The organism is Treponema saccharophilum DSM 2985, from assembly GCF_000255555.1.
In the GTDB taxonomy this organism is placed as follows: domain Bacteria; phylum Spirochaetota; class Spirochaetia; order Treponematales; family Treponemataceae; genus Treponema_D; species Treponema_D saccharophilum.
Genome location: NZ_AGRW01000041.1, coordinates 26,055 through 51,737, shown reverse-complemented (window position 1 = coordinate 51,737; position 25,683 = coordinate 26,055). Strand labels below are relative to the sequence as shown.

Genomic DNA, 25,683 nt, shown 5'->3' with positions numbered 1-25,683 from the left:
CTCCGGTTTCCGCGGCTTTCCGCCGCGCCGTTTTTTACAAGATTGTACAACAAAATCGGAAAAAAGAGGCTAGTGGGAATTCTGGCGGCGGCATAGAAAAATGCCTTGCTATCTGCGATAGTATGGAGCATGCGGCACGTGCGGAAATCGATTTCCCGTTTTCGTGCTTTTGTTATTCCGGGAGGAAAAATGGAAATCCGTCTTATGAGAACTGATGATTACGGGCCCGTGCGCGGGCTGTGGCTTTCGTGCGCGGGGATGGGATTGAACGACCGCGATGATTCTGAGGCGGGGATTTCGGCATTCCTCGCGCGGAATCCCGAAACGTGCTTCGTGGCGGAGGACGGGGGAAAAATCGTCGGCGCCGTCCTGTGCGGGAACGACGGGCGGCGCGCGTTCATCTACCACACGGCGGTATCCCCGCTTTGCCGGAAGCGCGGGATTGGGCGCGCCCTTGTCGGTGCCGTCGAGGATGCGCTCGTTCGCCTCGGGATATCGAAAGCCGCGCTCGTCGTCTTCTCGCGGAACGAGGCGGGAAACGCCTTCTGGGAAAAGCTCGGCTTCACGGAGCGCACCGACTTGTCGTATCGGAACAAGGCGTTCGTCGAGCTTCGCCGCATCGACACGTGACGCTAGGACCGCGCCGTCCGGATTTTAGGTGGATACATGATTTTTTGTGTCTTCCGAACTTGTTTCGGAATCTGCGTATGTGTCCGAAATATGAAAACTGATTTCCGTGGCGTGCGGAGGTGTTTCATTGACTTTTTTGTTTCCATGCCTATAATCGGGAACCCGGGATTTTCCGTATGAAATTCAATCGGATTCAAAGAAAACGCACGCTTCTCATCAATCTGCTGGCATCCGGCATAATGCTCTGCGCGCTTTTTCTGTCCCTTTTCCACGAAATCCGCCATATCGACCACGACTGCGGCGGTGACGGATGCCCGGTCTGCGCGATCGAGCTTGCTGCGCGGGCGGCGTTCTCCGCGATTTCCCTTTCCGGAACGCAGGCGGCGCCCGCTGTCCCTCTTCCGTCTGTGCAGCTTCTGTCGGTTCCCGCGCGTTCCTTGTGCGTGCTCGTGCCGACGCTGGTCGGATGCAAAATCAAGTTGAACAATTGAATCCTCCTTTTTTCGCACATGCCGCATCTTTTGCGGAACAAAATCTGAAAAAAGGAACATTTTATGAAATCTACTCGCATTATCATGGCAAGTTTTGTCCTTGCCTCGCTCTGCCTTTCTTCGTGCTCGAAGAAAAGCGAATCTTCCGTGCCGGCGCGCCTTTTGCAGAAGGATGAGCTTGTAATCGCAATGGACCCGCGCAAAGTGAACGGGCCTTTCGACCCCTGCAACGGATGGGGATTTACCGGAATCGTGCTTTTCCAAAGCACGCTCATGCGCGTCAATTCCGACAACGCGATGGAAGGCGACCTCGCCGAAAGCTATTCGGCAAGCGACGACGGCATGGAATGGCGGTTCGTCATCAGGAAGGACGCGCGCTTCTCGGACGGAAGCCCGCTGACGGCGCGGGACGTGGCGTTCACGTACAACAAGGCGAAGGAAACGGGGCGCGCAATCGACATGACGCGCGTCGAGAGCGTCACGGCGGAAGGCGATTACGCTGTCGTCTTCAGGATGAAGCAGCCCGACTCGACGTTCTTCTACCAGACGGCTGTTCTCGGCATCGTCCCTGAAAAATCGTATTCGGAAAATTACGGGATGAACCCCATCGGCTCGGGCGCGTTCCGGCTCGTGAGCTTCACGCAGGGGCAGCAGATTGTGATGGAGCGGAACGAATTCTATTACGGGAAGAAAAGCCCGTTCAGGCGGGTCGTCATCCTCCTCATGCAGAGCGACGCGGCGTTTGCGGCGGCGAAATCCGGGCAGGTCGATTTTGCTTCCGTCGGCGAGAACCTCATCACGCAGGACGTGAGCGGATTTTCGGCGGCAAAGCTGGACACGTACGGCTACCGGATGATTTCCCTGCCGACGGTTCCCCTCCAGAAGGACGAAAAATCCGGTTTTATGGTCGGAAACGACGTCACGTCAGACGGCGCGATTCGGAAAGCCCTCGCAATCGGAATCGACCGCGAGGAAATCGTCTCGGGCGCGCTCAACGGCGTCGGGAAAATCGCGTACGACATGCAGATGTCTCTTCCGTGGGGCATCGACGGGCAGCTTTCTGGAATCAGCGACAACAGGACGGAGGAGGCTTCCGCCCTGCTTGATGGCGCCGGATGGAAAATGGGTGCCGACAAGATTCGCGAGAAGGACGGCAGGAAGGCGGAATTCACGCTCATGTATCCGCCGTCGGACAGCGGAAGGCAGGCGATTGCGGAAGTCTTCGCCGTTCAGGCGGCGCGGCTCGGCATCAAGGTCGATTTGAAGGGGCTTGAGCTTGACGACATGAAGAAGGACGGGCTGAACAAGCGGAATGCGGTCGTCCTCGGCGGCGGCGCGTACAATCCGCTCAAGACGTACCAGATGCTCGCGGGAAAATATACGGGAAGCATCGGGTGGTCGAACCTCGCGTGCTACCGGAACCCGAAGGTGGACGCGTACATGGAGCAGGCGCTCGCCTCGACCGATACGGAGCAGTCGCTCAGTTTCTGGCACAAGGCGTTGTGGGACGGCGAGAGCGGGGGAAGCATTTTGGGCGACAACCCGTATATTACCGTCGCTTTCATCTACCACAATTATTTCGTACGCGACGGGCTTTCAATCGGGAAGCAGAAAATTCACCCGCACGACCACAACGTTTCCGTCCTGTTCAACCTGAACGAATGGGATTTCAGCAGGGGAGAGTAAAATGCAGTGGAACCATCATATCCGCTACAGCGTTATGGTGCTTCTGCGATTCGTGCTGCTCGTCGCCTCCATCGCCGTCATCACGTTCCTGCTTGCCTATCTCGCGCCCGTGAATCCGGTCGACGCGTTTTTGGGGCAGCAGTCGGTGACAAGCGACGAGCAGCGCGCCCTTATCGCACGGGAGTGGGGGCTGGACAAAGCCCCGCTCGCACGTTTCCTGCTGTGGATGAAAGGAATTTTCAGGGGCGACTGGGGAACGTCGTATCTGTACCAGCGCCCCGTCCTGGAGATAATTTCCGCGGGGTTCAGAAATTCCGCCCTGCTCATGATGAGCGCGTGGATTTTTTCTGGCGTGCTCGGCGTTTTCCTCGGGATTGTCGCTGCCGCGAACGAGGGAGGGGCTGCGGACAAGATGATAAAGACGCTCTGCTACGTGTTCTCCGCGACGCCGGCGTTCTGGGTGGGGATTCTCTTCCTCCTCGTATTCAGCGTCGCGCTCGGCATTTTCCCGATAGGGCTTTCCGCGCCCGTCGGGATGAGCGCGGACGAGGCGGGCATCATCGAGAAAATGCACCACGCCTTCCTTCCGTCGCTGACGCTCAGCATAACGGGCATTTCGCACATAACGATGTACACGAGGGAAAGCATGTGCCGGATTCTCCGGAGCGATTTCGCGCTTTTTTCTCGTGCGCGCGGATGCTCGAAGGCACAGATAATCGTGCGGCACGGGCTCCGCAACATGCTTCTTCCGGTCATAACGGTGCAGTGCAGCTCGATTAACGAGATTTTCGGAGGCTCCGTCCTCGTCGAGAGCGTGTTCACGTACGCGGGGCTTGGAAGTGTGACGGTAAGCGCTGGCGTGAACGGGGACATGCCGCTCCTCATGGGCATAACGATTATATCGGCGGCAATCGTATTTTCTGGGAACGCGCTCGCGAACCTCCTTTATCCGCTTGCCGACCCGAGGATTGAATCAAGGAAAGTGAACAATTGATGAACATACGGACGAAAACGAGAATTGCCATAACGGCGGCGCTCTCGGTTGTTTTTCTGCTTTACCTTTCGGGGATTCTGCTCCCGAAAAGCTTGTATGCCGTTGACCTCGCGCACAAGAATTCCCTGCCGTCGCCCGCCCATCTTTTCGGGACGGACTGGCTCGGGCGGGACATGTTTTTCAGGACGCTCAAAGGGCTGCACATCAGCATCACAATCGGCATGTTCGCCTCCTGCGTGAGCTCGGTGATTGCGCTAGTGCTGGGGACTGCGGCGGCCGTGTTCGGCAGGAAGGCGGACTACGCCGTCCTTTTCCTTGTCGATTTGTTTCAGGGCGTTCCGCACCTCATTTTCCTCATCTTCATCGCGCTTCTTGCCGGAAGGAATTTCACGGGGATAATGATTGCCGTCGCCGCGACGCATTGGCCGCCGCTGACGCGCGTAATCAGGGCGGAGATTATCTCGCTGAAGAACAGGCAGTACATACTCGTCGCGCGGAGGCTCGGCGTCTCGCATCTCATGGTCGCCGTGCGCCACCTTCTCCCGCACATAGCGCCTCAGTTCATCATCAACATGATTCTCCTTTTTCCCCACGCAATCCTCCACGAGGCGGGGCTGACGTTTTTGGGGATGGGGATTCCGCCGGAGCAGCCGGCAATCGGCGTAATCCTCTCCGAGTCGATGCGGTATATCACGAGCGGCTGCTGGTGGCTTTCTGTTTTCCCGGGAATATCGCTCCTCATGATTGTGCTTCTTTTCGACCAAATCGGGAAGAACCTCCAGAAGATGATGCAGCCGGAGACGGCGCAGGAATAGGGGGGAGGATGGAAAAGATTCTTGAAGTCCGCCACCTGGACGTCGCCTTCAGGATGTACGAGGATTCGTCGTTCTCTGACGGCCAGCGCATCTTGAAGGCGATACGGAACCTTCATGTCACGCTTTGCCGCGGCGAGATTGTCGCGGTAATCGGTTCTTCCGGAAGCGGAAAAAGCCTTCTTGCGCACGCGCTTATGGGGATTCTGCCGAAAAACGCCGTCTACCATCTGGACATGGATTTTTACGGTCAGAAGATGGCGCTCATCCCTCAGTCGATATCGTACCTCGATCCGCTCAAGAAAGTGGGGAAGCAGCTTTCGCTCGGCCGCCTTTCGAAAAAGGAGCTTGCGGCGATTGCGGAGCATTACGAGCTTTCCGCGAAGGATTTGGACAAATACCCGTTCGAGCTTTCAGGGGGAATGGCGCGCCGCATCCTCATCGCGACCGCGTTCACCTCCGGCGCCGACCTCATCATCGCGGACGAGCCGACGCCGGGGCTGAGCACCGCTCTTTCCGACGAGGTTCTCCAGCATTTCAGGCATTTCGCCGACAAAGGAAAATGCGTACTGCTCATAAGCCACGATATCGACCTCGTGAGTTTTGTCGCCGACCGCATGATTGTCCTGAAGGACGGCGAGGTCGTCGACGCGCTTTCCACGGAGGATTTCCGCAGGGGAGGGGAGTCGATTCGCCATCCGTTTACGAAGGCGCTGTGGCGCGCTCTCCCGCAGAACAGCTTCGAGCCGACGCCGCTTGAGGAAATCGAATCGCAGTGCGCGCGCGCGGAGGCAAAACATGCTTGAGGGAAAGGACATTTCGTTCTCGTACAAAAAAGGGAAGGCCGTCCTGAAAAACATATCGCTGTCCGTCTCCCCGAACGAGCGGGTCGGGATTGTCGCGCCTTCGGGCTACGGAAAAAGCACGCTTGCGAAAATCATGGCGGGCGTATTGCGGAGCGAGACCGGAAAAGTCGTCGTCGACGGGGACGAGGACGCGTTCGGGGACGGATACAGCCCCGTCCAGCTCATCTGTCAGAACCCGGAGCTTGCCGTAAACCCGCGCCTCCGGATGAAGGAGACGCTGAACGAAGGGTATGATGTCGATTTCCGGACAAGAAAGGCGTTCGGAATACGCGACGAGTGGATGGAGCGCTTCCCGTGCGAGCTGAGTGGCGGCGAGCTTCAGCGGTTCTGCATTGTCCGGGCGCTCGGCCCGGAGACGAGGTATCTCATCACCGACGAGATTACGACGATGCTCGACGCGAACACGCAGGCGCTGATTTGGAAGCTTCTCCTTGAGCAGGCGGAAAGCCGGAGGCTCGGGATGCTTGTCATAACGCACAACATGCACCTTGCCCGGCGCGTCTGCACGAGAATCATCGAGCTTGACAAGATGGGGCGGTGACGATTCCCGCTGCCGGGTGCGCCCGGGCGTTCTCAGGTCGAGAACGATTCGAGCGAGTATCCGGCAGCGGAGATTGTTTTCGAAAAATCCTCCGCCGTCCGCTCCGTTTTCGAGAGGACGCGCGCCGAATTGTCCGGCAGCGAGACCTCGGCGAACGTTCCCGACGTCTTGTTCAGCGCGTTCTCCACGCGGGCGGCGCACGACGCGCACTTCATCCCGCCGATGGTGATTCTGTACGAGAACGGGTAGTGGCTTTTGTCCTTGTCCGCGACTTCTGCTTTTTTCATTTTCGGGGAACGCGTCCCGCAGCATGATGAGCCGTTTTTGAGCCGGCTAATGACGCCCGAAGCGGCAATCGCGCAGAGGAGCGCGAGCACTGCCGCGGTTATGATTGTGCTTGCATTCATGCTTGTTAGCTTATACTAACGAAAATTGCGTGTCAAATCCTTCACGACCTCGCCCGCGATTATAAGCCCCGCGACTGACGGCACGAACGCGCAGCTTCCCGGGGCGGGCGAATTTCCCTTCATCTCGACGGCCTGTCCCGCATCGGGCGAGCGCGATACCGGAATTTCCTTTGAGAACACGACTTTGACGCCGCGAATTCCGCGCTTCTTGCATTCCTGCCGCATCACCCGCGCGAGCGGGCAGACGCTCGTCTTTGCTATGTCCGCAACCTCGAACATCGTCGGGTCGAGCTTGTTCCCCGCGCCCATGCTTGAGATTATCGGGACGCCGTTTTCCTTTGCCTGCACAATCAGCTGGATTTTCGCGGACACGGTATCGACTGCATCGACGACGTAATCGTATTGGCGAAAGTCGAAAAGCTCCTTTGTCGCCGGAAGGAAGAAGCAGTTGAACGTCCTGACGGCGGCATCCGGGTTTATGTCGAGAATCCTTTCCTTCATGACGTCGACTTTAGCCCTGCCGAGCGTGCTGTGGAGCGCGACCGCCTGCCTGTTTATGTTCGTGAGCGAGACCGTGTCGCTGTCGATTAAGTCGATTTTTCCGATGCCGCTTCTCGCCAGCGCCTCAGCTGCGTGTCCGCCGACGCCGCCGATGCCGAAAACCGCGACGTGCGCCGAGCCGAGCACGTCGAGCGATTTTTTTCCGAGCAGAATCTCGGTTCGTGAGAATTGGTTGAGCTTCTCCTGCATTTATTCCGCCTTTTCCGTCGTTTTGGGGAAGGGGACGACCTTGTTCGGGGTTGCCGTGTGCTCGCCGAGGCTTTTTTCCATCCATATCATGTCGTACCATCTGCCGAATTTGAACCCGCAGTCGTGGAACATGCCGACTTCCGCGTAGCCCATCCGTTTGTGGAAATCGACGCTCGCGTTCGTCAGGTGCTCGTCCTCAGTGCGCGTGTAGGCGATGCAGGCGTTCGCGTTCAGTATTCCCATCCGCCTGAGCGAGTCCTCGAGTGCGCCGTAGAGCAGCTTCCCGATTCCGCGCCGGCGCGCGCCCTCCGCGACGTAAATCGACGTTTCGACGCACCAGTCGTACGCGGCGCGCTCGTGGAACGCCGATGCGTACGCGTATCCCTCGATGCACCCGTCCTCCTCCGCGACGATGTACGGATATTTCTTTGTCGTTCGGGCTATCCTCCCGGCGAATTCCTCGACGCTCGGCACGTCGTACTCGAACGTTATCGCCGTTTTCTCCACATACGGCGCGTATATTTCCAGAAGACGCTCCGCGTCCTCCGGCGTTGCATTCCTTATTCTCATGGCGGGCAATTATAAGCCCTTCTCTCGTTCTCCACAATAAACCCACGGAAAAACGCCTTGGAGAATCCCCCTCGCGCGCTTTTCGGGCAAAAAAAATCCCGCGCGTGTGGAGAAGAAGAAAACACGCGCGAAAGGCGGAAATCCCCGTACAGGAACTTCCGCCTTACTGGGCAATGAAGATTTTTTCTTCTAAGCCGCTACCGTAACAGTTTTACTTACAGCACTTGCAAGGGGCTTCAACTCCTTGTCGCCGGAGCAGTAACGGGTGCGGATTACGATTTTGTAATTCCCTTCCGAAAGACTGTCGGGAACGTAGAACTCAAGTGTCTTGGGCTTGTTGGAACTTACCGTTTCCTTACCCACTTGCACCCAGGTTGTTTTGTCTTTATTGACATTGCCTTCCGAGTCAAGCGGCGCGAACCAAATTCCTGCGTCATCGCCTAAAAGCTTGAGCTTTGTGCCGGTGATTTTTACGCTTTTTCCCTTCATCAGATTGCGCTCTTCGTTCTGGTTGAAGGTGTTGATGATTCTGTCGATTACAGGGCTTGAATCCGCGATGATGACCTTATCGACTTTGAGGCTGTCCACGGCTTCCTGGGCACGGCTGCTGGGTGTAAAGTTCAGCTTGAATCCCGGAATGCTTGATTCCCCCGGATTTTCTCCGCTTACACTTCCTGCGACGCTTATGTACAAGGTGCCAAGCCCAAGAACGTCCACCGCCTTTGCATTCTGGCAGGCAGAAAGCATTTCGTCCCCCAAAAGATTTGCCACGTGCTGAATCATGTAGGGACTTACGCCCTCGTTCTTTTTTGAAATCGATGCGATTAGGTTTTCAAGAGTCACTGTGTTTCTTGTTACACGTCCAATGAACGAATTCTCTTCTGCCGAGAACTGATTTTTACGCAGAGTCACGCTCAAGATGCTGTCTGCATTTTTAAAAGTTGTAGTAGCCATAATTGTCTATGCTCCTGTAAATGGTGGTTTTGACATGCTCAACCACCGGATTTAGTGTTGTTTTGTCAAAGCCGCACCAACGGGACGGCGGGAGACCAAAAACTTTGAGTGCAGAGCGTTCTGATTTTCTTCGCACTGCATCAAGAAAAAAGTCTTTGACGGGAAGCATAGATTTATAGTAGAATAGTACAATCGATTTTGGATTCTGCTATAGAATCTATGCAAAGCTTCTGTTTAACGCCAATTAAACGGGAGCTTATTTTTTGCCTGCAGGCCATCTAACCAATCCTCCTTTGTAATTCAGTCTGTTTGTTTTGAGCCATGATTTTTGGAACGATATTCTTCATAAAATTCTCCGCAAGAACTTTATGATTCTGACAATAAAAGAGCGCAAGAGAAATCTGGTCTTTGCCCATACATGAGCCGAAGTCAAAATCTCCTGCGCTTTGCGCTTTCAGAAGCTCCTCTTCGCTGAACACAAGCAGAGATGTAAGCAAATCCGCAATGTTTTCGTGAATGTTCATAAAAACAGCTTTTGAAACAGTATCAAGCCGTTCAAATTCCTGAAGACCAAGGTTCAGCTTAAAATAGTTTATCAGACCCCAGTGTGAAATTTCGTGTGCAATGGAGTAGAGCGCGCTTCGGTCTCCGCTGCGGGCTCTTTCGTAGACGGATTCCTTGATGCAAATTTCATGCAAGTTTGCGCGATGTTTGTAATATGCCTGCACGCTCTCCTTGCAGTCCCAGTCAGCATCGGCAATAACATTGAACTCAAAGTTTGTGTCGGCCTGGCATAGCGTATTTTCCGCAATGCTTAACGCCGGAAAGTTTTGCGTGGAGCTGAGCCCGAAAAACTTTTTGAACTCAACTGCCATCTGCTTAAAATCCACAATCATCATCAGGATGACCGTTCCAACCACTGAAATCTGATCCGCCATTTAGTAACCTCCTTTTACATAGGCCCAGCTTCCGATTTGATTCTTTGCAGACAATCCTTTATTTCTGCAAGCTGCTTTCTGTTCATCTGCGACAGGTCATGCGCAAACATAACAGCAGTGTCCACATATTCAGGGAAAAGTTCCTCCTGAATACCCGAAAGGCCGATTTCGACCTTTTTCCTTGATTCCGCGACAAGCCGCGCAAACTCAAGCTTTTGTTCCTCCGAAAGGCTGTATGCCTTATAGAGGTTCTCCTTCATATCTTCCGGCGCAGTCCTCTTGTTGTTTTCTATTGCCGAAAGATAAGCGGCAGAAAGATTGATTTTTTCCGCCATATCGCCCAAGCTCTCGTCGCTGTCAATGCGAATCTTCCTAAGAAACTTTGCGATTTCTGTAGCCATATTTACCTACCCGTCTTTACGGTGTCTACCGTAGGATTTTGTCAGTAAGGCGGTTTGCTACTTCCGCCTTATCTTTCTTTCTTGTTTATAATATATTACAGATATTTTATAGAGTCAATACTGAAAATATAAAAATATTTACAAATTGTAAATATAAACAAATCCATTGTGTATGAAAAGGTAGTTCCACAGACAGTGGAAAGCCTTATCCATTGCCTGTGGAATGGACTATCCACACACCGTGGATAAGACATGTGTAAAAGCGCAAGGGTGGTGCGAAATCGTGATATACCCACACTTAAAATGAAGTTGTGGTATAATGCCCTGTAAAAAAAAGTGATGTTTGGGATATTTGTATAAATAATAATGTGGAAGGCTAGATAAATGAGTAAAAATTACAACGAAAAAACACGTGTTCAAATGCCTGCAATGGTTCATTTAACGCGGCTTGGCTTCAATTATATTGGAAAAATGTATGAAGAAAGCGCAGGTGAAACATTTGATTCTGAAACAAATATTCTTATTGATAAATTTCATTCAGCTTTTGAGCGATTAAACCCTTCAAAAAAAGGAGACTGGCTTGCTGTTTTTTCCGATATCAAAAAAGAACTCAACGATGATGATTTAGGAAAACAGTTTTATGAACGCCTAACTTCTGTTTCTCCTTACAAACTCATAGATTTTGATAATCCAAAAAATAATGATTACTACTGCACAGCAGAGTTTACATGCCGTAATGGTGAAGATGAATTCCGACCCGATATTACGCTTTTTATAAATGGACTTCCTCTTGTTTTTATTGAAGTAAAGAAAACTAACAATGTCGGTGGCATGATTGCGGAAGCTAACCGCATGAATAATGACCGCTTACCTAATAAAAAGTTCCGTCGCTTTATAAACATAACTCAGCTGATGATTTTTTCTAATAATATGGAATATTCTGCCCTTGGCGGTATTGTTCCGATTGAAGGCGCATTTTATTGCACTGGTAGTCGCAAGAAAGCCTTTTTCAATTGTTTCAGGGAAGATAATTTTTCATCTCAGCCTATTCCCCCGTTTAATGCTAACTATCCTTATAAACCAATAGATCAGCAGGTTGAAAAGCAGATTCTTACTGACTTTAACTGCCAGGTAATTAAACAGTCCCCTGAGTATCAGACAAACCTTGATATTTATACACCGACAAACCGTATTTTAACATCTATGTGCAGTCCTGAGCGTCTGCTCTTTATTTTGAAATATGGAATTGCTTATGTAAAATCTGAGCGCGAAGTTGATGGTAAGATTGAAGTAACTGACCAGAAGCACATTATGCGCTATCAGCAGATGTTTGCGGCTCTTGCTATTCGTGATGCTCTTGAAAACGGAAAAAAGTCTGGAATTGTATGGCATACACAGGGCTCTGGAAAAACCGCTCTTTCATATTATCTTACCCGAATACTCACAGACTATTTTGCAAAGCATAACAAAGTTACCAAGTTTTATTTTATTGTTGACCGACTGGATTTGCTTGAACAGGCAAAGCAGGAGTTTGAAGCTCGTGGACTTTCTATAAATACTGCTAATAGTAAAACAGAACTTATGGAGCAGTTCCGTACAAATCAGAGCCAGCAGGGAGTTACTGGTAAAGCTGAAATTACAGTCGTAAATATTCAGAAAGTTGAAGAAGACCAGAACAAAGTTCAGGTAAAAGATTATGCAACCAATCTTCAGCGAATATTTATTATTGATGAAGCACACCGAGGTTATAAACCTGACGGATGTTTCCTTGCAAACTTGTTCAATGCTGATAAAGATTCTATCAAAATTGCGCTAACAGGAACTCCAATTCTTAAAGAAGAAAAATCAAGTTGCTCGGTATTTGGTGATTATTTCCACGCGTACTATTATGATAAATCAATTCAGGATGGATATACTCTAAAAATCCTTCGTGAAGAAATCGAAACATCTTATCGTAAGAGACTTACTGAAGCTTACCAGAAACTTGAAAAACTGGTTACTAAGGGTGAACTTAAAAAAGAAGATATTATCAGCCATGATTCTTATGTAAAGGAATTGCTTCGCTATATCATAAAAGACTTGGTAACCTTCCGTCTTTTGCAAGGAGACCCGACTCTGGGCGGTATGATTATCTGTGAGACAAGCGAACAGGCCAGAAAGCTTTATCAGTATTTTGATGAGATTCAGAAAGAACTTAAAGAAACAGAAAAGATGACTTCAACATTGAAGCCGGGACTCATTCTTTATGATAGTGACGATAAAGAAACTCGCAAGCAGATTATAAAAGACTTTAAGAAGAATTTCACAATAGACATTCTGATTGTCTATAACATGCTGCTTACAGGTTTTGATGCTCCTCGTCTTAAGAGGCTTTATTTTGGAAGAAAGCTCCGTGACCATGGTTTGCTTCAGGCTATTACCCGCGTAAACCGTCCATACAATTCTGAATATGGCGAACAGCGTTACGGAACTGTAATTGACTTTGCAGACATAAAAGCAAACTTTGAAGAAATCAATAACAAATATATAAAAGAATTCCAGAAGTTTAGTAGCGAAGATGAAACCGGCTTAGAGAATCTTCCTGATATGTTTACTCAGGTTTTGGAACAAAAAGAAGATATCATTAAACAGATGAAAGAAGCGCGCCAGACTCTTTCTAATTATGATATAAGCAATGCAGAAATCTTTGACCAGGAAATAACTGAAATTGAAGACAAGAAAGAACTCTTTGAACTTCGAACTGCTTTGACAAATGCCAAGAATATGTTCAATCTTGTACGAACTTTTGGTGATGAAGAATTAAAAGCTACCTTTGCTAAACTTGTAATTGAAAAACTTCCAGATATGCTTTCTGCTGTTCAAGCCCGCATTACTGAAATAAATGCAATGGAAGCCTTTACTACAAGTGATGAAACAAAAATGCTTATCAATGAAACAATGATGAACATTCAGTTCAACTTTTCTATGATAAACAAAGAAGAATTAAAGCTTGTTGATAACGGTTCAGAACTGCAGGAAAAGCTTTCTAAAACTTTGCATGAAATCCGCGATTATTATGACCCGGAGGATCCTCAGTTTATTACTCTTGCAGAAGCATTTAAGCAGCGATTTAAGGAACATAAATTTAAGCCTGAAAGCCTTGCTCAGTACAATGAAGAAAACAAAGCGATGGATGATATTTATAAAAAGATCAGGACTTTGCGGCGTAAAGATGATGCACTGCTTTCTCGTTATAATGGGGATAAGAAGTTTGTTCGTGTTCATAAACGAATTGTAGAAGAAAATACAAGACGTACAGAACGACACGCACAGCCAATTATTTCAACAATGACAGATGATATTGTTGAAGCAATGATGACAGTAAAACAGATAATAGACCAGCAGGTTTATGACAGAAATGATATTCTTAAAAAGGATGCCTATTTTGCAGAAACAGTCTGGTCACTTATAGATGATAGTCTTTATAAACTGAATATCAAATCAGAAGTAGAGGACTGTGATTTTATTCAGACGAGAGTCAGCAAACAGTATCTTAATCAATACCACCAGATGTATTTGTAAAAACAACAGAGCTTTTCCGTTAAGCGACATTCAATATATCTTTTTAGTGATAATAAACACTTGTTTTCACTGTCACTAAATACTATAATAAAATGTATGATAGACACGGAGCTTATTTTAACTACATCTGCACGACAGAAAAAAGAAATAGAAAATTTAGACGCAAAGTTGTCTGTTAAGCGAGTTTCGGCAAAAATTCCATCCACTCTTAAAGAATTTGCCCGAATCATAACTGGAATCAGACGTTGCGGAAAAAGCACTTTTGTGAATCAGGATTTTAGGGAATCAGAAAGAAATGCTTTTTATCTTAACTTTGACGATCCGGCTCTTTATGGTTTTTCATCAAGTGATTTTGTAATTCTGGAAGAAGCCATAGAACGATATCAAAAAGACCAAAATGCTTCCAATGCTGTTTATTTTGATGAGATTCAAATTGTAGAAGGTTGGGAAGTTTTTATTAATTCGCAGCTCAGAAAAAACAACCTTGTTACGGTAACTGGCTCAAATGCCTCTCTTTTAAGCTATGAGCTTGGAACTCGCCTTACCGGACGCCATTTGGATTATGAGCTTTTTCCTTTTGATTTTGAGGAATTCTGTCTTTTGAGGAAATGCGAAAAATCTGCCGAAAACTTCAAGTTATTTCTTGAGCAAGGCGGTTTTCCTGAGTTTTTGATTTATGAGCGAACAGAAATCCTAAAAAGGCTTTTTGAAGACATTCTTATGCGTGATGTTGTTGTTCGTTACGGCATAAAAGATGTTCGTTCCGTAAAAATGCTTGCAATCTATCTTGCTTCAAACTGCGGAAATCTTATTACAGGTTCTAAACTTTCGGCTCAGCTTGGATTAAAAACAACCGCTACTATTCTTGAATATCTTTCTTTTTTGGAGCAGTGCTATCTGTTTTTCTTTGTTCCCAAATTCAATTATTCCGCAAAGGCACAGTCTGTGAATCCCAAAAAAGTGTACTGCATAGACACTGGAATGATTCAGAATGTGACACTTTCTGCAAACGCGGATATGGGACGAATGTTGGAGAACGCTGTTTTTATAGAGCTTCGCCGCCGCACAAAAAATATCTGGTATTATGCGGAAGCTGCCTTTGAATGCGATTTTCTTTATGGACGCGATGTTGTGCCGGAAAATGCCGTGCAAGTTTGCTATGAGCTTACGAGAGAAAACCGCGAGCGTGAAGTTCGGGGACTTGTGGAGACTTGCAAAAAATTTGAAGGCGTAAAACCGCTTATCGTAACATTCAATCAAAAAGACAAAATTTCCTACGGCGGAATGATAATAGAGGTTGTGCCCGCTACAGAATTCTTTACAAGTAAATAATTCAGGAGACCATATTTTATGACATCAAATAACATCAGAGAAAAAACAGTTGCGCTTATCGACGAATTAAAAGCAACATGCCAGAGTGCCGGACTTGGCAACGACGGAAACGAGTTTAAAATCATTACGCAGGTTTTTCTGTATAAATTTTTGAACGACAAATTCGGCTACACGCTTAAAAACAAGGACACCCGCTACAAAGCACAGTTCAAGAATGCAAAGGACTGGGAAAGTGAATATGCAAAACTTTCTGAAGACGAACAGAAAAGAGTTTGCCGTGTAATGGGCGCAGACTGTCCAAATCTTTATTCACGCCATCTTATTACTCAGCTATGGAATCAGCAATCAAAAGGTGATTTTGATGTAATTTTTGATTCTACAATGAAAGATATCGCCGCAGAGAATATGGAAATTTTTTCAACACTTACGGTTGCAAATACAAAGATTCCGATTTTTGAAGCTCTCACTCAATATGTTACAGATGACAGCCAGAGAGCAAACTTTGCGCGAGCACTTGTAGACAAGCTTACAAAGTTCAGTTTTGAAGAAGCTTTCAGCGAACATTACGACTTTTTTGCAAACATTTTTGAATATCTTATTCAGGACTACAATACTGCTGGTGGCGGAAAATACGCAGAGTATTACACTCCACATGCAATCGCTACAATTATGGCTCGTCTTCTTGTCGGTGATGATTCAGATTTGCACAACATAGAATGTTATGACCCAAGTGCCGGAACAGGAACCCTTCTTATGGCTTTGGCTCACCAGATTGGAGAAGACCGCTGTACAATTTTCAGTCAGGATATTTCACAGCGTTCAAATAAGATGTTGAAACTTAATCTGATTCTTAACAACCTTGTTTCAAGCCTTGACCATGCAATTCAGGGAGATACTCTTGTAAATCCTTATCATAAATCAGATGACGGAAAAGAATTGCGCCAGTTTGACTTTGTTGTTTCTAATCCACCATTTAAGATGGACTTTAGCGATACAAGAGAAAAAATTGCAGCAATGCCGGCTCGTTTCTGGGCTGGGGTTCCTAATGTTCCAAAGACTAAAAAAGAAGGAATGGCAATTTACACCTGCTTTATTCAGCATGTAATCAACTCAATCAAAGATACTGGAAAAGGAGCTATCGTAATACCAACTGGATTTATTACTGCAAAGTCTGGAATTGAAAACAAAATCCTTCACAAGATTGTTGATGACAAAATTGTTTGGGGCGTCGTTTCAATGCCAAGCAATGTATTTGCAAATACAGGAACAAACGTAAGCGTTCTTTTCTTTGATAAATCTAAAACAGCAGATAAAGTAATTCTTGTAGATGCAAGCAAACTTGGAGAAGAATACAAAGATTCCAACGGCCTTAAAAAACGCCGCCTCACAAACGAAGAAATCGAAAAGATTGTAAAAACCTTCCGCAATAAAGAAGCTGTTGAAGATTTCTCTGTAGCCGTAACTTATGAGCAGATAAAAGAAAAAGGCTATGTTCTGAGTGCAGGCCAGTATTTCGACATCAAGATTGAATATGTTGATATTTCAGAAGATGAGTTCAACGCGCAGATGAAAACCGACACAGAAGAACTCAAAGCAATGTTTGCCGAAAGCCGCAAACTCGAAGAGGAGATTCAAAAGCAGCTGGCAGGATTGCAGTTTGTTGGAGCAGAAAATGATTTTTGCGGGTAACAATTCCGTTTGCTTTTGAGATTGATAATGAGGAAAAGAAAGAAGACAATATTACTAGGGAGAAAACTAGGGAGAAAACTAGGGAGAAAATCGTTCAGGCTATAAAAAATAACCCCAATGTAACTACTGCAGAACTTGCTGATATTTTGGATATTTCCCAAAAAGGTGTGGAATGGCAGTTAAAGCAACTGAAAGAAAAAGGAATAATCCGTCGAGTTGGTGCAGACAAAGGCGGACATTGGGAAATTACGGAGAATTGAGAATGGAAAACGGAATAGCGATACACAACAGAGAATGGATAAAAGACAAAATCTACACGATTCGCGGCGAGCAAGTGATGCTGGATTTTGAGCTGGCAGAAATCTATGGTTATGAAACCAAACGATTTAATGAGCAGGTAAAGCATAATATCGAGCGATTCGATGAGGATTTCAGATTTCAACTGACAGACGAAGAATTCAACGCAATCTTGAGGTCGAAAATTTCGACCTCAAGTTGGGGCGGAACAAGATACAAGCCCTACGCATTTACAGAGCAGGGCATTTATATGCTTATGACAGTTCTGAAAGGCGAGCTTGCGGTTGCCCAAAGCAAAATGCTAATCAGAATGTTCAAGGAAATGAAGCATTTTCTTCAGAACAACGCAAATATTTTTGCCGAAATCAACACAATAAAGCAAAATCTGCTCGAAACGAACATTCATCAGAAAGAGGCGGACAAGCGGATTGACGAGCTTTTTACGCTTATGGACAAATACAATGTGGAAGAAAAACAGGGGATTTTCTTTCAGGGGCAGATTTTCGACGCTTACGCCAAGTTCGAAAGCTTCATTGCTCAGGCGAAAAAAAAAATCGTGCTGATTGACGGTTATGTAGATTTGTCGGTTCTTGAACGACTTTCAAAGAAAAGCAGCGGAGTAAATGTTGTGATTTACACCGATCCAAAAACGAAACTCACCGCACAGGATATTCAGAAATTCAATGCGCAGTACCCAACTCTGACCGTTAATCACACCACAAAAATGCACGACAGATTTTTGATTGTTGACGGAAAAACTTTGTATCACATTGGAGCTTCTCTCAAAGACTTGGGCAAAAAATGCTTTGCGTTTGAAGTGTTTGATTCAGCTTTCATAGCAGATATTTTGGCGAAAGTGTAACAAAGAGATTTGATAATTGATAATGGAGAATTGAGAATTGAAAACTGAAAATGGAAAGTTGAAAAAATATAAGTTGGGCGAGATTTGTGATTTAAATTTGTCTTCACTAAAATCATCTGATAGAATCGATGAAATTCTCTATCTTGATACAAGCAATATTACTGAAAATAGAATTGCTGACTTGCAAAGTTTTTCAATTGCAAATGCTCCAAGCAGAGCACAACGAAAAGTTAGAAACAATACAATCATTTTCTCAACGGTTCGACCGAATCAGAATCATTTTGGAATAATTAAAAATCCTCAAAGTAACTTGATTGTCTCATCGGGATTTACGACATTAGATATAAAGAATCCAGAAGATTTTGATGCAAATTATGTTTACCTTAAACTAACGCAACCATATGTAGTGAATTATTTGCAGACACTTGCTCAAAATTCAGTTTCGGCGTACCCGTCAATAAATCCTGATGACATTGGAAATCTATCTTTTTATTTTCCTCCACTAGAATCCCAGCAAAAAATCGCTGCAGTTCTTTCCACTCTCGATGACAAAATTGCATTGAATCGCCGAATGAACGCAAAGCTGGAGCAAATGGCAAAACGGCTCTATGACCACTGGTTCGTGCAGTTTGACTTTCCCTTCGACTTCGCTTGCTTCGACTCCGCTCAGCAATCGACGCGGAGTCAATCGGTAGCCGAGCGTAGTCGAGGCTACAAATCTTCCGGCGGAAAAATGGAATATAACGAAGTGCTTAAACGGGAGATACCGGCTGGTTGGGAAGTAAAGAAGTTAAGTGATTTTGCAAAATATGTAGATAATACAGACTCTGCTGATATGATTGTGAATTATATTTCCACAGATAATATGCTTCCAAATAAAGCTGGAATTAGTGATTCAATTTCAAAACCTCTAAAAGGTAATTTTGTACGATATGAAAAATTTGATGTTTTGATTTCAAATATTCGTCCTTATTTTAAGAAAATCTGGTTTTCAAACCTGGTTGGAAATTGCTCGACCGATGTTTTGTGTATTCGCTCAAATAGTGAATCAGATTCTTTTTTTATTTATCGTACTTTATGGCAAGATGATTTTTTTGATTATGTTATGCAAGGAGCAAAAGGAAGTAAAATGCCAAGAGGGGATAAAACAAGAATTATGGATTTCTCTGTTGCCTATCCAAGTGACAATACAGATGTTTTGAAGAAATTCAATTCATTCTTTGAACCTTTGCAAAAATCTATATGGAAAAATGAAAGTGAAACTCAAAAACTAACCGCCCTTCGCGACAGACTTTTGCCGCTCTTAATGAATGGACAGGTGGAGGTGAAGTAATGGGCAAAATCTCAATCCGCTTTTTTAACGACAGGGAAGTTCGCGCAGTTTGGGACGAAGAAAACTCAAAATGGTGGTTTAGTGCAATCGACATTATCCGTGCAATCAACAATGAAGATGATTATGTAAAAGCGAGTAACTACTGGAGATGGCTCAAAAAAAGGTTTGGCACGGAAAATATCCAACTCGTGAGTGTCACTCACGACTTCAAATTTGAATCTCCTGATGGCAAAAAGCGAAAGGCAGACGCTCTTGACTACGATGCTGTTCAGACGCTTGCAAAGAATTATCCGAATAACAATGCCGCAAAGTTCCTCGATTGGTTCAATTACAGCGACAACACGATAGACGGACAAAGCAAAAAGAAAGCGTACACTTTTTTGCAGAGCAATCTTGTGAAAGATGAGGATGTCGGAACTATAAAAGCGTTGCAACAGATTCACGCCTACATCTTTGGAGGGCTTTACGACTTTGCTGGCAAAATACGCACAAAAACAATCAGCAAGGGCGATTTCACTTTTTGCGTAGCTCAGTTTTTGCCAGAGGCTTTGCAACAAATCGAAAAAATGAGCGAAAACTCTTTTGAGGAAATTGTAGAAAAATATGTGGAGATGAATGTGGCTCATCCGTTTATGGAGGGCAACGGCAGAAGCACAAGGATTTGGCTTGATTTGATTTTCAAAAAGCGGCTTTCCAAGTGTGTGGACTGGAGCAAAATTCCAAAAAACGATTATCTAAATGCAATGATAGAAAGTCATTCCGATACGGCAAAAATCAAAACTCTTTTGCGAAATGCCTTGACCGATAAAATCAACGACCGTGAGATGTTTATGAAAGGCATTGATTATTCATATTACTATGAGGAATCAGAGTAAATAAATTGTGCAAGCGCAACAGGCTTTTGCCGCTCTTGATAAATGGACAGGTGGAGGTAGAATAATTATGTCGGTTATAGAAATAATATCTGTTGCGACAGCCGTTTTGTCGCTTGGTATATCGTTTTTTCTTGTTTTTAGGGACAAAAAGCAATCCAGGTTGGACTTGCTCATGTCTTTTTATGACAGGCTTCAATCAGCAAATGCCGAACTTCAACTAGCTAAAGAAACAGAACTTGCACAAAAACTTCAAATGAAAGTTGATGGAGAACTTGAAACTGCATGCTTCATGCTTTACAAAAAGAAATTGGATGCAGATTTGTTTTACCATTTGTATGCAAAGTGGCTTCAAGCCAGAGAACGGGAAATTGCCCAAAGTAAAGATTTATACAAATATCTCGGAAAATCATATACGATTTGGGCGATAAAAAAGGGGAATGAAAAAGGGTATTTTGTACCGGATAATAAATTTGGAAGTGAAATGTCAAACTATGCTATGGCTCTTTCTTCAAAGAATGGGCAGGTGGAGGTGAAGTAATATGGAATTAGATAAAATTCAAGATTTATCAACTTGGTGGAACGATAATTACACTTTAATCGCAGATTATGATTTAACAGAAAAAAAGTATTTAGGTGATTCTCAAAATAAGATATGTCGGTTTTGTGGTAGAAAAGAACCTGAAGTTCACTTTCGAAAAATTGCTCACGCAATTCCTGAGTCTTTGGAAAATATAAATCTATTCACAAATTATGAATGTGACGAATGTAATCACAAATTTGGAAATACGATAGAAGACCATTTAAATAAATATCTTTTTCCAAATAGAATTGCCTCTTGTATTTTAGGAAAAAGAGGAACAATAACTTATAAGCATCCGATTTTTGGAGATAATCGTATTGATGTTACAAATGGTCATTGGGATGTAAAAACAGATGGAAAAGTTGAACTTGTACAGCAAATTGATGAGCATACTTTACAGATTAATCTTACAAGGCAGACTTACATTCCTGTAAATGTGTACAAAGCTTTGGTTAAAATGGCTATTTCCATTGTGCCAGAATCAGAAATTTCTAATTTTGATAATACAATAAAATGGCTCCAATCTGATGAAAGAGCTATAGAGGACTATTTTGGCAAGTTTGTAATAATGCGCTTCTTCCCTGGACTTGAAAGATTTCCATATATCAAAGCTTCTCTATTCAAAAGAAAAGATGATAGTTTAATTACACCTGCTTATCAATTTTTTATTTGTTTTAGTAATTATTATTTCCAGATTGTTGTTCCGTGTTTTAAGAAGGATAAGCAATTAGATAGGAAAAGATTTAGTTTTAGAGCCATTCCAACTCCATTAGATTTTAGTCAAAGCATAAAAGGTTCGGGATTGCTAGACTTTTCTAGTCATGAACCAATAAAAAATGAAGAAGCACCAATTCAAATGCATTTTGAGACATCTGAAATGTCAATCGGAGAAATTGAATGAGAGATTATTTATCTCGACAGCCATACATCAACCTTATCAAATCAATAATCGCAAATCAAAGCGATAATCCATCTGGTTATTCCTTTGCTATTGATGGTGAATGGGGAAGTGGAAAGACTTGGGTTCTTACGGAGCTAGAAAATCAGCTTACAGAAGTTTCAGAAAATAAATATTTAATCTTTAATTATAATGCCTGGGAAAATGATTTTTATGACGAACCGCTTGTTGCAATTCTTTCGGTGATGATTGAGAAGCTTGAAGAAGTCTGCAAGGCAGAAGAAGTTATAAATGGCATAAACAAGAAACTTGTGGCAACTTCATTAAAGATACTAAAAAATTTGGCTATTTCAATTGCGAACACAACATTACAAAATAAAATTGGTGTAGATTTTAAAGATGTTGTTGAAGATTTTCAAAAAATTGGCGATGAAAATTCAGATTTAAAATCCCTCAAAAAGGATGTAGATTCTTTTTTGACATTAAAATGCGGAATTAAAAAAATTAGAACTCAACTGTCAGAACTTGCACAAGGGCGTCATATGATTTTTATCATTGATGAGCTGGACCGCTGCCTGCCTGAATATGCAATAAAAGTTTTGGAGCGGCTTCATCATATTTGTAATGAAATGCCGGTGATTCAGATTCTTGCAATCAACAAAAAAAATTTGGCAGAAAGCATATGTAAGGTTTTTGGAAAGAACTTTTCAGAGAAAGAAAACATAAATGCCTGGCAGAAGCTTTTTGCTGATAAGTATCTACAGAAATTTGTTGATGTTATAATTCCTTTGCCAAATGGAAAACTTGAAAATAAATTAGATATTCTTAATGGTTTAGAAAACAACTTTACCTCTTACATTAGAACAAACAATTCAGGACAAGAACTAATAAATCTTGATGAAAACTATTTGGCTGATTTTATATCAAAATTAATGAGTGGTGTTGAAAGACGCTTGCAAGAAAAGATATTTAAACAAGTTTTGTTATGTCATAAATTAACACTTCAGAGCGGTGTTGAATACAAGAAAGAAAAAATGACATATGCAATCTTGATTTATGAAATTATTTCTTGTATCTGTAGGTATGTTTTTCAAACAGCTACAACATGTAAATTGGAGATTCTTGATAATATATATCAATTAAAATTTTATAAATGGACTAATGGAACTAAAAATCCAGAAAAAACAGAAAATAAACTGCTAAATGATAATTTAGGAGAATTACTTTCATCTTCTGTCAAATACAGTGATACACCCAACCAGCAAAGGTTTGCTTTTGAAATTACAGATACAAAAACATATTTAATGGCTTTCTTCTATCGGCAGGAAGCAAGATTTTATGATCCTCTTCAAAATGCTTTATGGGACTGGATTGAAGAAGATAAAGTTTTCCTAAAAAAATATGATGAAATAATGGATATGCTGCTTACAAAATAAAAAGTATTTTCTTAAGGTATAAAACTTATAAGCATTTTAAGAACAAGTATTACATCGTTGAAGATAGGGAGCCGGTCGCGAAGCAAACAAACTAACGAGGTGAGTTTGTAGGCGAGTCTCGGTCGTAGCTATGCGGAGACCGTTGGCTTTTCATTCGAAAACCAAGGAAGACTATGTGGTTTACCGTAGGCTTTACGGGGACAATTCGCTGTGGATTCGGGAGAAGGGGATGTTGTTCAATTGTATGCTCAATTTAAGCCACTTTATAATATGCATACAGACAAAACTATGGATAAAAGGATAAATGATCTTCTGTTTGGAATTAACAAAATAATTACATCTATTTCTGAAATGAGAAATAAAAACAGTGATTCTCATGGCGTGGGTTCAAAAAGAATAATCATTAAAAAACATCATGCCAGATTATTTATAAACTCTGCAATGACAATTACGGAGTTTATTATTTCAGTGGCAGATAATAAAAAGGAACAATAATGCAACCAGATTATCTTTCCCGTCGACGATATCTCGACCTTCTCAAATCAATAATTGCAAGTCAAAAAGACAATCCAACCGGATATTCGTTTGCAATTGACGGCGAATGGGGTTCTGGAAAGACATGGATTCTAACGGAACTTGAAAAGCAGCTTTTAGAAGAGAAAGAGAATACATATTTACTGCCAAAAGAAATCCACAGGCTGTGCCTGTGGTGCGGTGAATTTACAATAAACCCACGGAAAAACGCTTCGGAGAATCCCCCTCGCGCGCTTTTCGGGCAAAAAAAATCCCGCGCGTGTGGAGAAGAAGAAAACACGCGCGGGAAAGGTCTGAAAGGACGAGCCTTCTGGAGGGAATCACTCCTTGACGGCGCCGACCGAGACTCCTTTTATGATGCTCCTTGAAAGGAACATGTAGACGATTACCAGAGGAATAATCGCGAGGCAGATGAAAATGTAGACCTGTCCCATATCGAATTTCTGGTAGTCGGCGCTTCTGAGCTGGGCTATCAGAATCGGTATCGTCTTCTTCATCTTGCTGTTGATTACGAGCGCCGGGATGAAGTAGTTGTTCCACGCCCCGACGAACGCGAATATCGCCTGGACTGCGACGGCCGGCTTCATGAGCGGGACGACAATCGTGTTGAATATGCGGAATTCATGGCATCCGTCGATTCTCGCCGCCTCCACGATGGAGTAGGGGAGCGTCGCGGTGAGCGCCTGATACATATAGAAGAACACGATTGGCGACGCGATTGCCGGAATGAAGAGCGCGGGAAGCGTGTCTATGAGCTTTATCTTCACGAGAAGCTGGATGAAACCGAGCGAAGAAATCTGCGTCGGAATCATCATTATCGCCATTATCGTTTTGAATGCGACGGAGCGGCCCTTGAAGCGGTACATGTATATTCCGTACGCGGTCATCGTGGAGAAATAAGTCGTGAGGAGCGCGCACATGAACGAGACGTAGACGCTGTTGAAAAGCGCGCGCATGACGGGAATGTTGTCGTTCGAGACGAGCTTTTTTAGGTTCTCGAGGAAGAACGAGCCTATGAGAAGGGAGAATCCCTTCTGAATCTGGGCATGGCTCCTCGTCGAATTCACTATAAGAATGATGAACGGAAGCAGAGATGCGACCGTAAGAATTATGAGGCACAGGTAGCAGAACCGTTGCTTCATAAATGTGAAAGTAGCCTTCTTTGTCATTTTCGGCCTCCGGTCATGTTCCTGTATTTGTTCATCGTTATCGAGTAGACGCCGAAGCTGAACACGCTCGTGATGAAGAATGTTATGACGGAAACGGCGCCTGCCATTCCGTAGTTCTTGCTTGCAAGGTGCTTGTTGAGGTACATGATGAGCGTAAGGCTCGTTCTGTTTGGGTTTCCGTCACCGTTCGTGAGAATCTGCGGGACGTCGAACATCTGGATACCGCCGATAAGGCTCGTTATAAGAACGTAGACGAAAATCGGCATGAGCATCGGCATCGTTATCTTGAAGAACACCTGAAGCGGTGTCGCTCCGTCTATCTTTGCCGCCTCGAAGATGCTCTCGTCAATTCCCATGATTCCCGCCATAAGCATGATGGTCGTGTTGCCGTACCACATGAGGAAGTTCATGCTGGCGATAAGGCCGCGGGTCCATTTCACCGAGCTGAGGAAGCGGATGTGCTCCTCGGCAAGCCCGAGCTTCATTAGGATGCTGTTCGCCGGACCGTTGTCGGAGAAAATCGTGAAGAAGAGCATTGCGAACGCCGACGCCATTATCAGGTTCGGCATGTAGATTACTGTCTTGAAGAACTGTTGCGCCTTTATTTTTAGGTCGCTGCTCGTAAACCATACAGAAAGCACGAGGGATATCACAATCTGCGGTATGAATCCCGCAATCCAGATTACGAACGTGTTTCCGATGTAGCGGGGTATGTCGCTTTTCAAAACCTCGAAGTAATTCGTCAACCCGATGAATTTCGGGCCTATCTGCGTCAAACCAACCCTGTAGTTCTCAAAGAGGCTGTTTGTGAACGTTGAGATGAGGGGAATGAGCGAGAATATCGTGAATATAATGAAGAACGGTGCGATGAACGCATATCCCCACTTGTTGAAATCGAATCCTTTCCGCTTTTTTGTCGCGTTCCCGGATTTTTTTGAATCGTTCATTATTTTTCCTTTTTGCATGTTCCGTATTTATGGAAAGGCTGCGCCCGAAAATGCGGTTGGCGTTTTTTCCGGCGCAGCACATGGAAAAGGCGCGGATTCTTTCATGCAACGCTAAAGCATCCGCGCCAAA

Annotated in this window: 27 protein-coding genes and 1 pseudogene; 20 read left to right on the top strand and 8 right to left on the bottom strand. The window is 44.8% G+C overall.

Going from position 1 to position 25,683, the window contains the following annotated elements; translation table 11 throughout:
• The first annotated feature begins 189 nt into the window (after nt 1-189).
• From TRESADRAFT_RS04790 to TRESADRAFT_RS04760, 7 genes are all read left to right on the top strand, one after another.
• On the top strand, nt 190-630 hold the full coding sequence (locus TRESADRAFT_RS04790; RefSeq protein WP_002703377.1) for a GNAT family N-acetyltransferase: 441 nt from the start codon (nt 190-192) through the stop codon (nt 628-630).
• A 176-nt stretch (nt 631-806) separates the two neighbouring features.
• Nucleotides 807-1,121 carry a hypothetical protein gene (locus tag TRESADRAFT_RS04785; protein WP_002703376.1) on the top strand — a complete coding sequence of 105 codons (315 nt, stop codon included), beginning with the start codon at nt 807-809 and terminating at the stop codon, nt 1,119-1,121.
• A 63-nt stretch (nt 1,122-1,184) separates the two neighbouring features.
• Nucleotides 1,185-2,807 (top strand): ABC transporter substrate-binding protein, encoded by a 1,623-nt coding sequence (locus TRESADRAFT_RS04780; protein WP_002703374.1) that lies wholly within the window; start codon nt 1,185-1,187, stop codon nt 2,805-2,807.
• 1 nt (nt 2,808) lies between these two features.
• Complete coding sequence (locus TRESADRAFT_RS04775) at nt 2,809-3,801, top strand: ABC transporter permease (protein WP_002703372.1); 993 nt, start codon at nt 2,809-2,811, stop codon at nt 3,799-3,801.
• On the top strand, nt 3,801-4,616 hold the full coding sequence (locus TRESADRAFT_RS04770; RefSeq protein ID WP_002703370.1) for an ABC transporter permease: 816 nt from the start codon (nt 3,801-3,803) through the stop codon (nt 4,614-4,616). Before TRESADRAFT_RS04775 ends, TRESADRAFT_RS04770 begins: the two co-directional genes overlap by 1 nt.
• 8 nt (nt 4,617-4,624) lie before the next feature.
• Nucleotides 4,625-5,419, top strand: a complete 795-nt coding sequence (locus tag TRESADRAFT_RS04765; protein ID WP_002703368.1) for an ATP-binding cassette domain-containing protein — start codon at nt 4,625-4,627, stop codon at nt 5,417-5,419.
• Entirely contained in the window at nt 5,412-6,020 is a 609-nt protein-coding gene (locus TRESADRAFT_RS04760) for an ABC transporter ATP-binding protein (RefSeq protein ID WP_002703366.1), read from the top strand. Before TRESADRAFT_RS04765 ends, TRESADRAFT_RS04760 begins: the two co-directional genes overlap by 8 nt.
• 32 nt (nt 6,021-6,052) lie before the next feature.
• On the opposite strand, the gene TRESADRAFT_RS04755 is transcribed toward TRESADRAFT_RS04760, so the two are convergent.
• From TRESADRAFT_RS04755 to TRESADRAFT_RS04730, 6 genes are all read right to left on the bottom strand, one after another.
• Nucleotides 6,053-6,427 carry a heavy-metal-associated domain-containing protein gene (locus TRESADRAFT_RS04755; protein ID WP_002703364.1) on the bottom strand — a complete coding sequence of 125 codons (375 nt, stop codon included), beginning with the start codon at nt 6,425-6,427 and terminating at the stop codon, nt 6,053-6,055.
• Nucleotides 6,428-6,442: 15 nt separating this feature from the next.
• Nucleotides 6,443-7,177, bottom strand: coding sequence for a tRNA threonylcarbamoyladenosine dehydratase (locus tag TRESADRAFT_RS04750; protein ID WP_002703362.1), 735 nt, complete (start codon nt 7,175-7,177; stop codon nt 6,443-6,445).
• A complete protein-coding gene (locus tag TRESADRAFT_RS04745; protein ID WP_002703360.1) occupies nt 7,178-7,747 on the bottom strand; it encodes a GNAT family N-acetyltransferase in 570 nt (189 codons plus the stop codon).
• A gap of 189 nt (nt 7,748-7,936) precedes the next feature.
• Nucleotides 7,937-8,701, bottom strand: a complete 765-nt coding sequence (locus TRESADRAFT_RS04740) for an HU family DNA-binding protein (protein WP_002703358.1) — start codon at nt 8,699-8,701, stop codon at nt 7,937-7,939.
• 278 nt (nt 8,702-8,979) lie between these two features.
• Nucleotides 8,980-9,639 (bottom strand): hypothetical protein, encoded by a 660-nt coding sequence (locus TRESADRAFT_RS04735; protein WP_002703357.1) that lies wholly within the window; start codon nt 9,637-9,639, stop codon nt 8,980-8,982.
• Between the two features lie 14 nt (nt 9,640-9,653).
• Complete coding sequence (locus TRESADRAFT_RS04730) at nt 9,654-10,040, bottom strand: helix-turn-helix domain-containing protein (protein WP_002703356.1); 387 nt, start codon at nt 10,038-10,040, stop codon at nt 9,654-9,656.
• A gap of 384 nt (nt 10,041-10,424) precedes the next feature.
• Between TRESADRAFT_RS04730 and TRESADRAFT_RS04725 the strand changes: the two genes are divergently transcribed.
• From TRESADRAFT_RS04725 to TRESADRAFT_RS16680, 13 genes and pseudogenes are all read left to right on the top strand, one after another.
• The gene (locus tag TRESADRAFT_RS04725; protein WP_002703355.1) at nt 10,425-13,601 is read left to right on the top strand and encodes an HsdR family type I site-specific deoxyribonuclease; all 3,177 of its coding nucleotides are present in this window, start codon (nt 10,425-10,427) and stop codon (nt 13,599-13,601) included.
• Between the two features lie 96 nt (nt 13,602-13,697).
• Nucleotides 13,698-14,933 (top strand): ATP-binding protein, encoded by a 1,236-nt coding sequence (locus TRESADRAFT_RS04720; protein ID WP_002703354.1) that lies wholly within the window; start codon nt 13,698-13,700, stop codon nt 14,931-14,933.
• Between the two features lie 18 nt (nt 14,934-14,951).
• A complete protein-coding gene (locus TRESADRAFT_RS04715; RefSeq protein ID WP_002703353.1) occupies nt 14,952-16,622 on the top strand; it encodes an N-6 DNA methylase in 1,671 nt (556 codons plus the stop codon).
• Complete coding sequence (locus tag TRESADRAFT_RS04710; protein ID WP_040842295.1) at nt 16,613-16,882, top strand: winged helix-turn-helix transcriptional regulator; 270 nt, start codon at nt 16,613-16,615, stop codon at nt 16,880-16,882. The genes TRESADRAFT_RS04715 and TRESADRAFT_RS04710 overlap by 10 nt, the downstream gene beginning before the upstream one ends.
• A gap of 2 nt (nt 16,883-16,884) precedes the next feature.
• Nucleotides 16,885-17,781 (top strand): ORF6N domain-containing protein, encoded by an 897-nt coding sequence (locus tag TRESADRAFT_RS04705; protein ID WP_002703350.1) that lies wholly within the window; start codon nt 16,885-16,887, stop codon nt 17,779-17,781.
• 37 nt (nt 17,782-17,818) lie between these two features.
• Complete coding sequence (locus TRESADRAFT_RS14965) at nt 17,819-19,114, top strand: restriction endonuclease subunit S (RefSeq protein WP_002703348.1); 1,296 nt, start codon at nt 17,819-17,821, stop codon at nt 19,112-19,114.
• The gene (gene fic, locus TRESADRAFT_RS04695) at nt 19,114-19,989 is read left to right on the top strand and encodes a protein adenylyltransferase Fic (RefSeq protein ID WP_002703346.1); all 876 of its coding nucleotides are present in this window, start codon (nt 19,114-19,116) and stop codon (nt 19,987-19,989) included. The genes TRESADRAFT_RS14965 and fic overlap by 1 nt, the downstream gene beginning before the upstream one ends.
• A 67-nt stretch (nt 19,990-20,056) precedes the next feature.
• Nucleotides 20,057-20,527 (top strand): hypothetical protein, encoded by a 471-nt coding sequence (locus TRESADRAFT_RS04690; RefSeq protein ID WP_002703344.1) that lies wholly within the window; start codon nt 20,057-20,059, stop codon nt 20,525-20,527.
• Nucleotide 20,528: 1 nt separating this feature from the next.
• Nucleotides 20,529-21,470: an HNH endonuclease gene (locus TRESADRAFT_RS04685; RefSeq protein ID WP_002703341.1), complete on the top strand. Its 942-nt coding sequence runs from the start codon at nt 20,529-20,531 to the stop codon at nt 21,468-21,470.
• Nucleotides 21,467-22,903 (top strand): KAP family P-loop NTPase fold protein, encoded by a 1,437-nt coding sequence (locus tag TRESADRAFT_RS04680; RefSeq protein ID WP_002703338.1) that lies wholly within the window; start codon nt 21,467-21,469, stop codon nt 22,901-22,903. Before TRESADRAFT_RS04685 ends, TRESADRAFT_RS04680 begins: the two co-directional genes overlap by 4 nt.
• Nucleotides 22,904-23,033: 130 nt before the next feature.
• Nucleotides 23,034-23,096 (top strand): annotated as a pseudogene (locus TRESADRAFT_RS16740) (hypothetical protein); the annotation flags it as partial.
• A 17-nt stretch (nt 23,097-23,113) separates the two neighbouring features.
• Nucleotides 23,114-23,398, top strand: coding sequence for an abortive infection family protein (locus TRESADRAFT_RS04675; RefSeq protein WP_245534330.1), 285 nt, complete (start codon nt 23,114-23,116; stop codon nt 23,396-23,398).
• Entirely contained in the window at nt 23,398-23,805 is a 408-nt protein-coding gene (locus TRESADRAFT_RS16680) for a P-loop NTPase fold protein (RefSeq protein WP_141607153.1), read from the top strand. The genes TRESADRAFT_RS04675 and TRESADRAFT_RS16680 overlap by 1 nt, the downstream gene beginning before the upstream one ends.
• Here the strand turns inward: TRESADRAFT_RS16680 and TRESADRAFT_RS04670 are convergent.
• Both TRESADRAFT_RS04670 and TRESADRAFT_RS04665 read right to left on the bottom strand, forming a co-directional pair.
• The gene (locus TRESADRAFT_RS04670) at nt 23,758-24,606 is read right to left on the bottom strand and encodes a carbohydrate ABC transporter permease (protein ID WP_002703336.1); all 849 of its coding nucleotides are present in this window, start codon (nt 24,604-24,606) and stop codon (nt 23,758-23,760) included. The two genes, TRESADRAFT_RS16680 and TRESADRAFT_RS04670, sit on opposite strands and share 48 nt — an antisense overlap.
• A complete protein-coding gene (locus tag TRESADRAFT_RS04665; protein ID WP_002703335.1) occupies nt 24,603-25,553 on the bottom strand; it encodes a carbohydrate ABC transporter permease in 951 nt (316 codons plus the stop codon). Before TRESADRAFT_RS04665 ends, TRESADRAFT_RS04670 begins: the two co-directional genes overlap by 4 nt.
• Nucleotides 25,554-25,683 lie beyond the last annotated feature (130 nt).

What these genes read in the sequence shown, in the direction of transcription:
- TRESADRAFT_RS04735 (WP_002703357.1), bottom strand. Translation starts at nt 9,639, where the DNA reads ATGGCGGATCAGATTTCAGTGGTTGGAACGGTCATCCTGATGATGATT.
- TRESADRAFT_RS04725 (WP_002703355.1), top strand. Translation starts at nt 10,425, where the DNA reads ATGAGTAAAAATTACAACGAAAAAACACGTGTTCAAATGCCTGCAATG.
- TRESADRAFT_RS04670 (WP_002703336.1), bottom strand. Translation starts at nt 24,606, where the DNA reads ATGACAAAGAAGGCTACTTTCACATTTATGAAGCAACGGTTCTGCTAC.
- TRESADRAFT_RS04765 (WP_002703368.1), top strand. Translation starts at nt 4,625, where the DNA reads ATGGAAAAGATTCTTGAAGTCCGCCACCTGGACGTCGCCTTCAGGATG.
- TRESADRAFT_RS04760 (WP_002703366.1), top strand. Translation starts at nt 5,412, where the DNA reads ATGCTTGAGGGAAAGGACATTTCGTTCTCGTACAAAAAAGGGAAGGCC.
- TRESADRAFT_RS04770 (WP_002703370.1), top strand. Translation starts at nt 3,801, where the DNA reads ATGAACATACGGACGAAAACGAGAATTGCCATAACGGCGGCGCTCTCG.
- fic (WP_002703346.1), top strand. Translation starts at nt 19,114, where the DNA reads ATGGGCAAAATCTCAATCCGCTTTTTTAACGACAGGGAAGTTCGCGCA.
- TRESADRAFT_RS04685 (WP_002703341.1), top strand. Translation starts at nt 20,529, where the DNA reads ATGGAATTAGATAAAATTCAAGATTTATCAACTTGGTGGAACGATAAT.
- TRESADRAFT_RS04785 (WP_002703376.1), top strand. Translation starts at nt 807, where the DNA reads ATGAAATTCAATCGGATTCAAAGAAAACGCACGCTTCTCATCAATCTG.
- TRESADRAFT_RS04690 (WP_002703344.1), top strand. Translation starts at nt 20,057, where the DNA reads ATGTCGGTTATAGAAATAATATCTGTTGCGACAGCCGTTTTGTCGCTT.
- TRESADRAFT_RS04755 (WP_002703364.1), bottom strand. Translation starts at nt 6,427, where the DNA reads ATGAATGCAAGCACAATCATAACCGCGGCAGTGCTCGCGCTCCTCTGC.
- TRESADRAFT_RS04715 (WP_002703353.1), top strand. Translation starts at nt 14,952, where the DNA reads ATGACATCAAATAACATCAGAGAAAAAACAGTTGCGCTTATCGACGAA.
- TRESADRAFT_RS04730 (WP_002703356.1), bottom strand. Translation starts at nt 10,040, where the DNA reads ATGGCTACAGAAATCGCAAAGTTTCTTAGGAAGATTCGCATTGACAGC.
- TRESADRAFT_RS16680 (WP_141607153.1), top strand. Translation starts at nt 23,398, where the DNA reads ATGCAACCAGATTATCTTTCCCGTCGACGATATCTCGACCTTCTCAAA.
- TRESADRAFT_RS04665 (WP_002703335.1), bottom strand. Translation starts at nt 25,553, where the DNA reads ATGAACGATTCAAAAAAATCCGGGAACGCGACAAAAAAGCGGAAAGGA.
- TRESADRAFT_RS04745 (WP_002703360.1), bottom strand. Translation starts at nt 7,747, where the DNA reads ATGAGAATAAGGAATGCAACGCCGGAGGACGCGGAGCGTCTTCTGGAA.
- TRESADRAFT_RS04720 (WP_002703354.1), top strand. Translation starts at nt 13,698, where the DNA reads ATGATAGACACGGAGCTTATTTTAACTACATCTGCACGACAGAAAAAA.
- TRESADRAFT_RS04780 (WP_002703374.1), top strand. Translation starts at nt 1,185, where the DNA reads ATGAAATCTACTCGCATTATCATGGCAAGTTTTGTCCTTGCCTCGCTC.
- TRESADRAFT_RS04740 (WP_002703358.1), bottom strand. Translation starts at nt 8,701, where the DNA reads ATGGCTACTACAACTTTTAAAAATGCAGACAGCATCTTGAGCGTGACT.
- TRESADRAFT_RS04680 (WP_002703338.1), top strand. Translation starts at nt 21,467, where the DNA reads ATGAGAGATTATTTATCTCGACAGCCATACATCAACCTTATCAAATCA.
- TRESADRAFT_RS04750 (WP_002703362.1), bottom strand. Translation starts at nt 7,177, where the DNA reads ATGCAGGAGAAGCTCAACCAATTCTCACGAACCGAGATTCTGCTCGGA.
- TRESADRAFT_RS04790 (WP_002703377.1), top strand. Translation starts at nt 190, where the DNA reads ATGGAAATCCGTCTTATGAGAACTGATGATTACGGGCCCGTGCGCGGG.
- TRESADRAFT_RS04705 (WP_002703350.1), top strand. Translation starts at nt 16,885, where the DNA reads ATGGAAAACGGAATAGCGATACACAACAGAGAATGGATAAAAGACAAA.
- TRESADRAFT_RS04775 (WP_002703372.1), top strand. Translation starts at nt 2,809, where the DNA reads ATGCAGTGGAACCATCATATCCGCTACAGCGTTATGGTGCTTCTGCGA.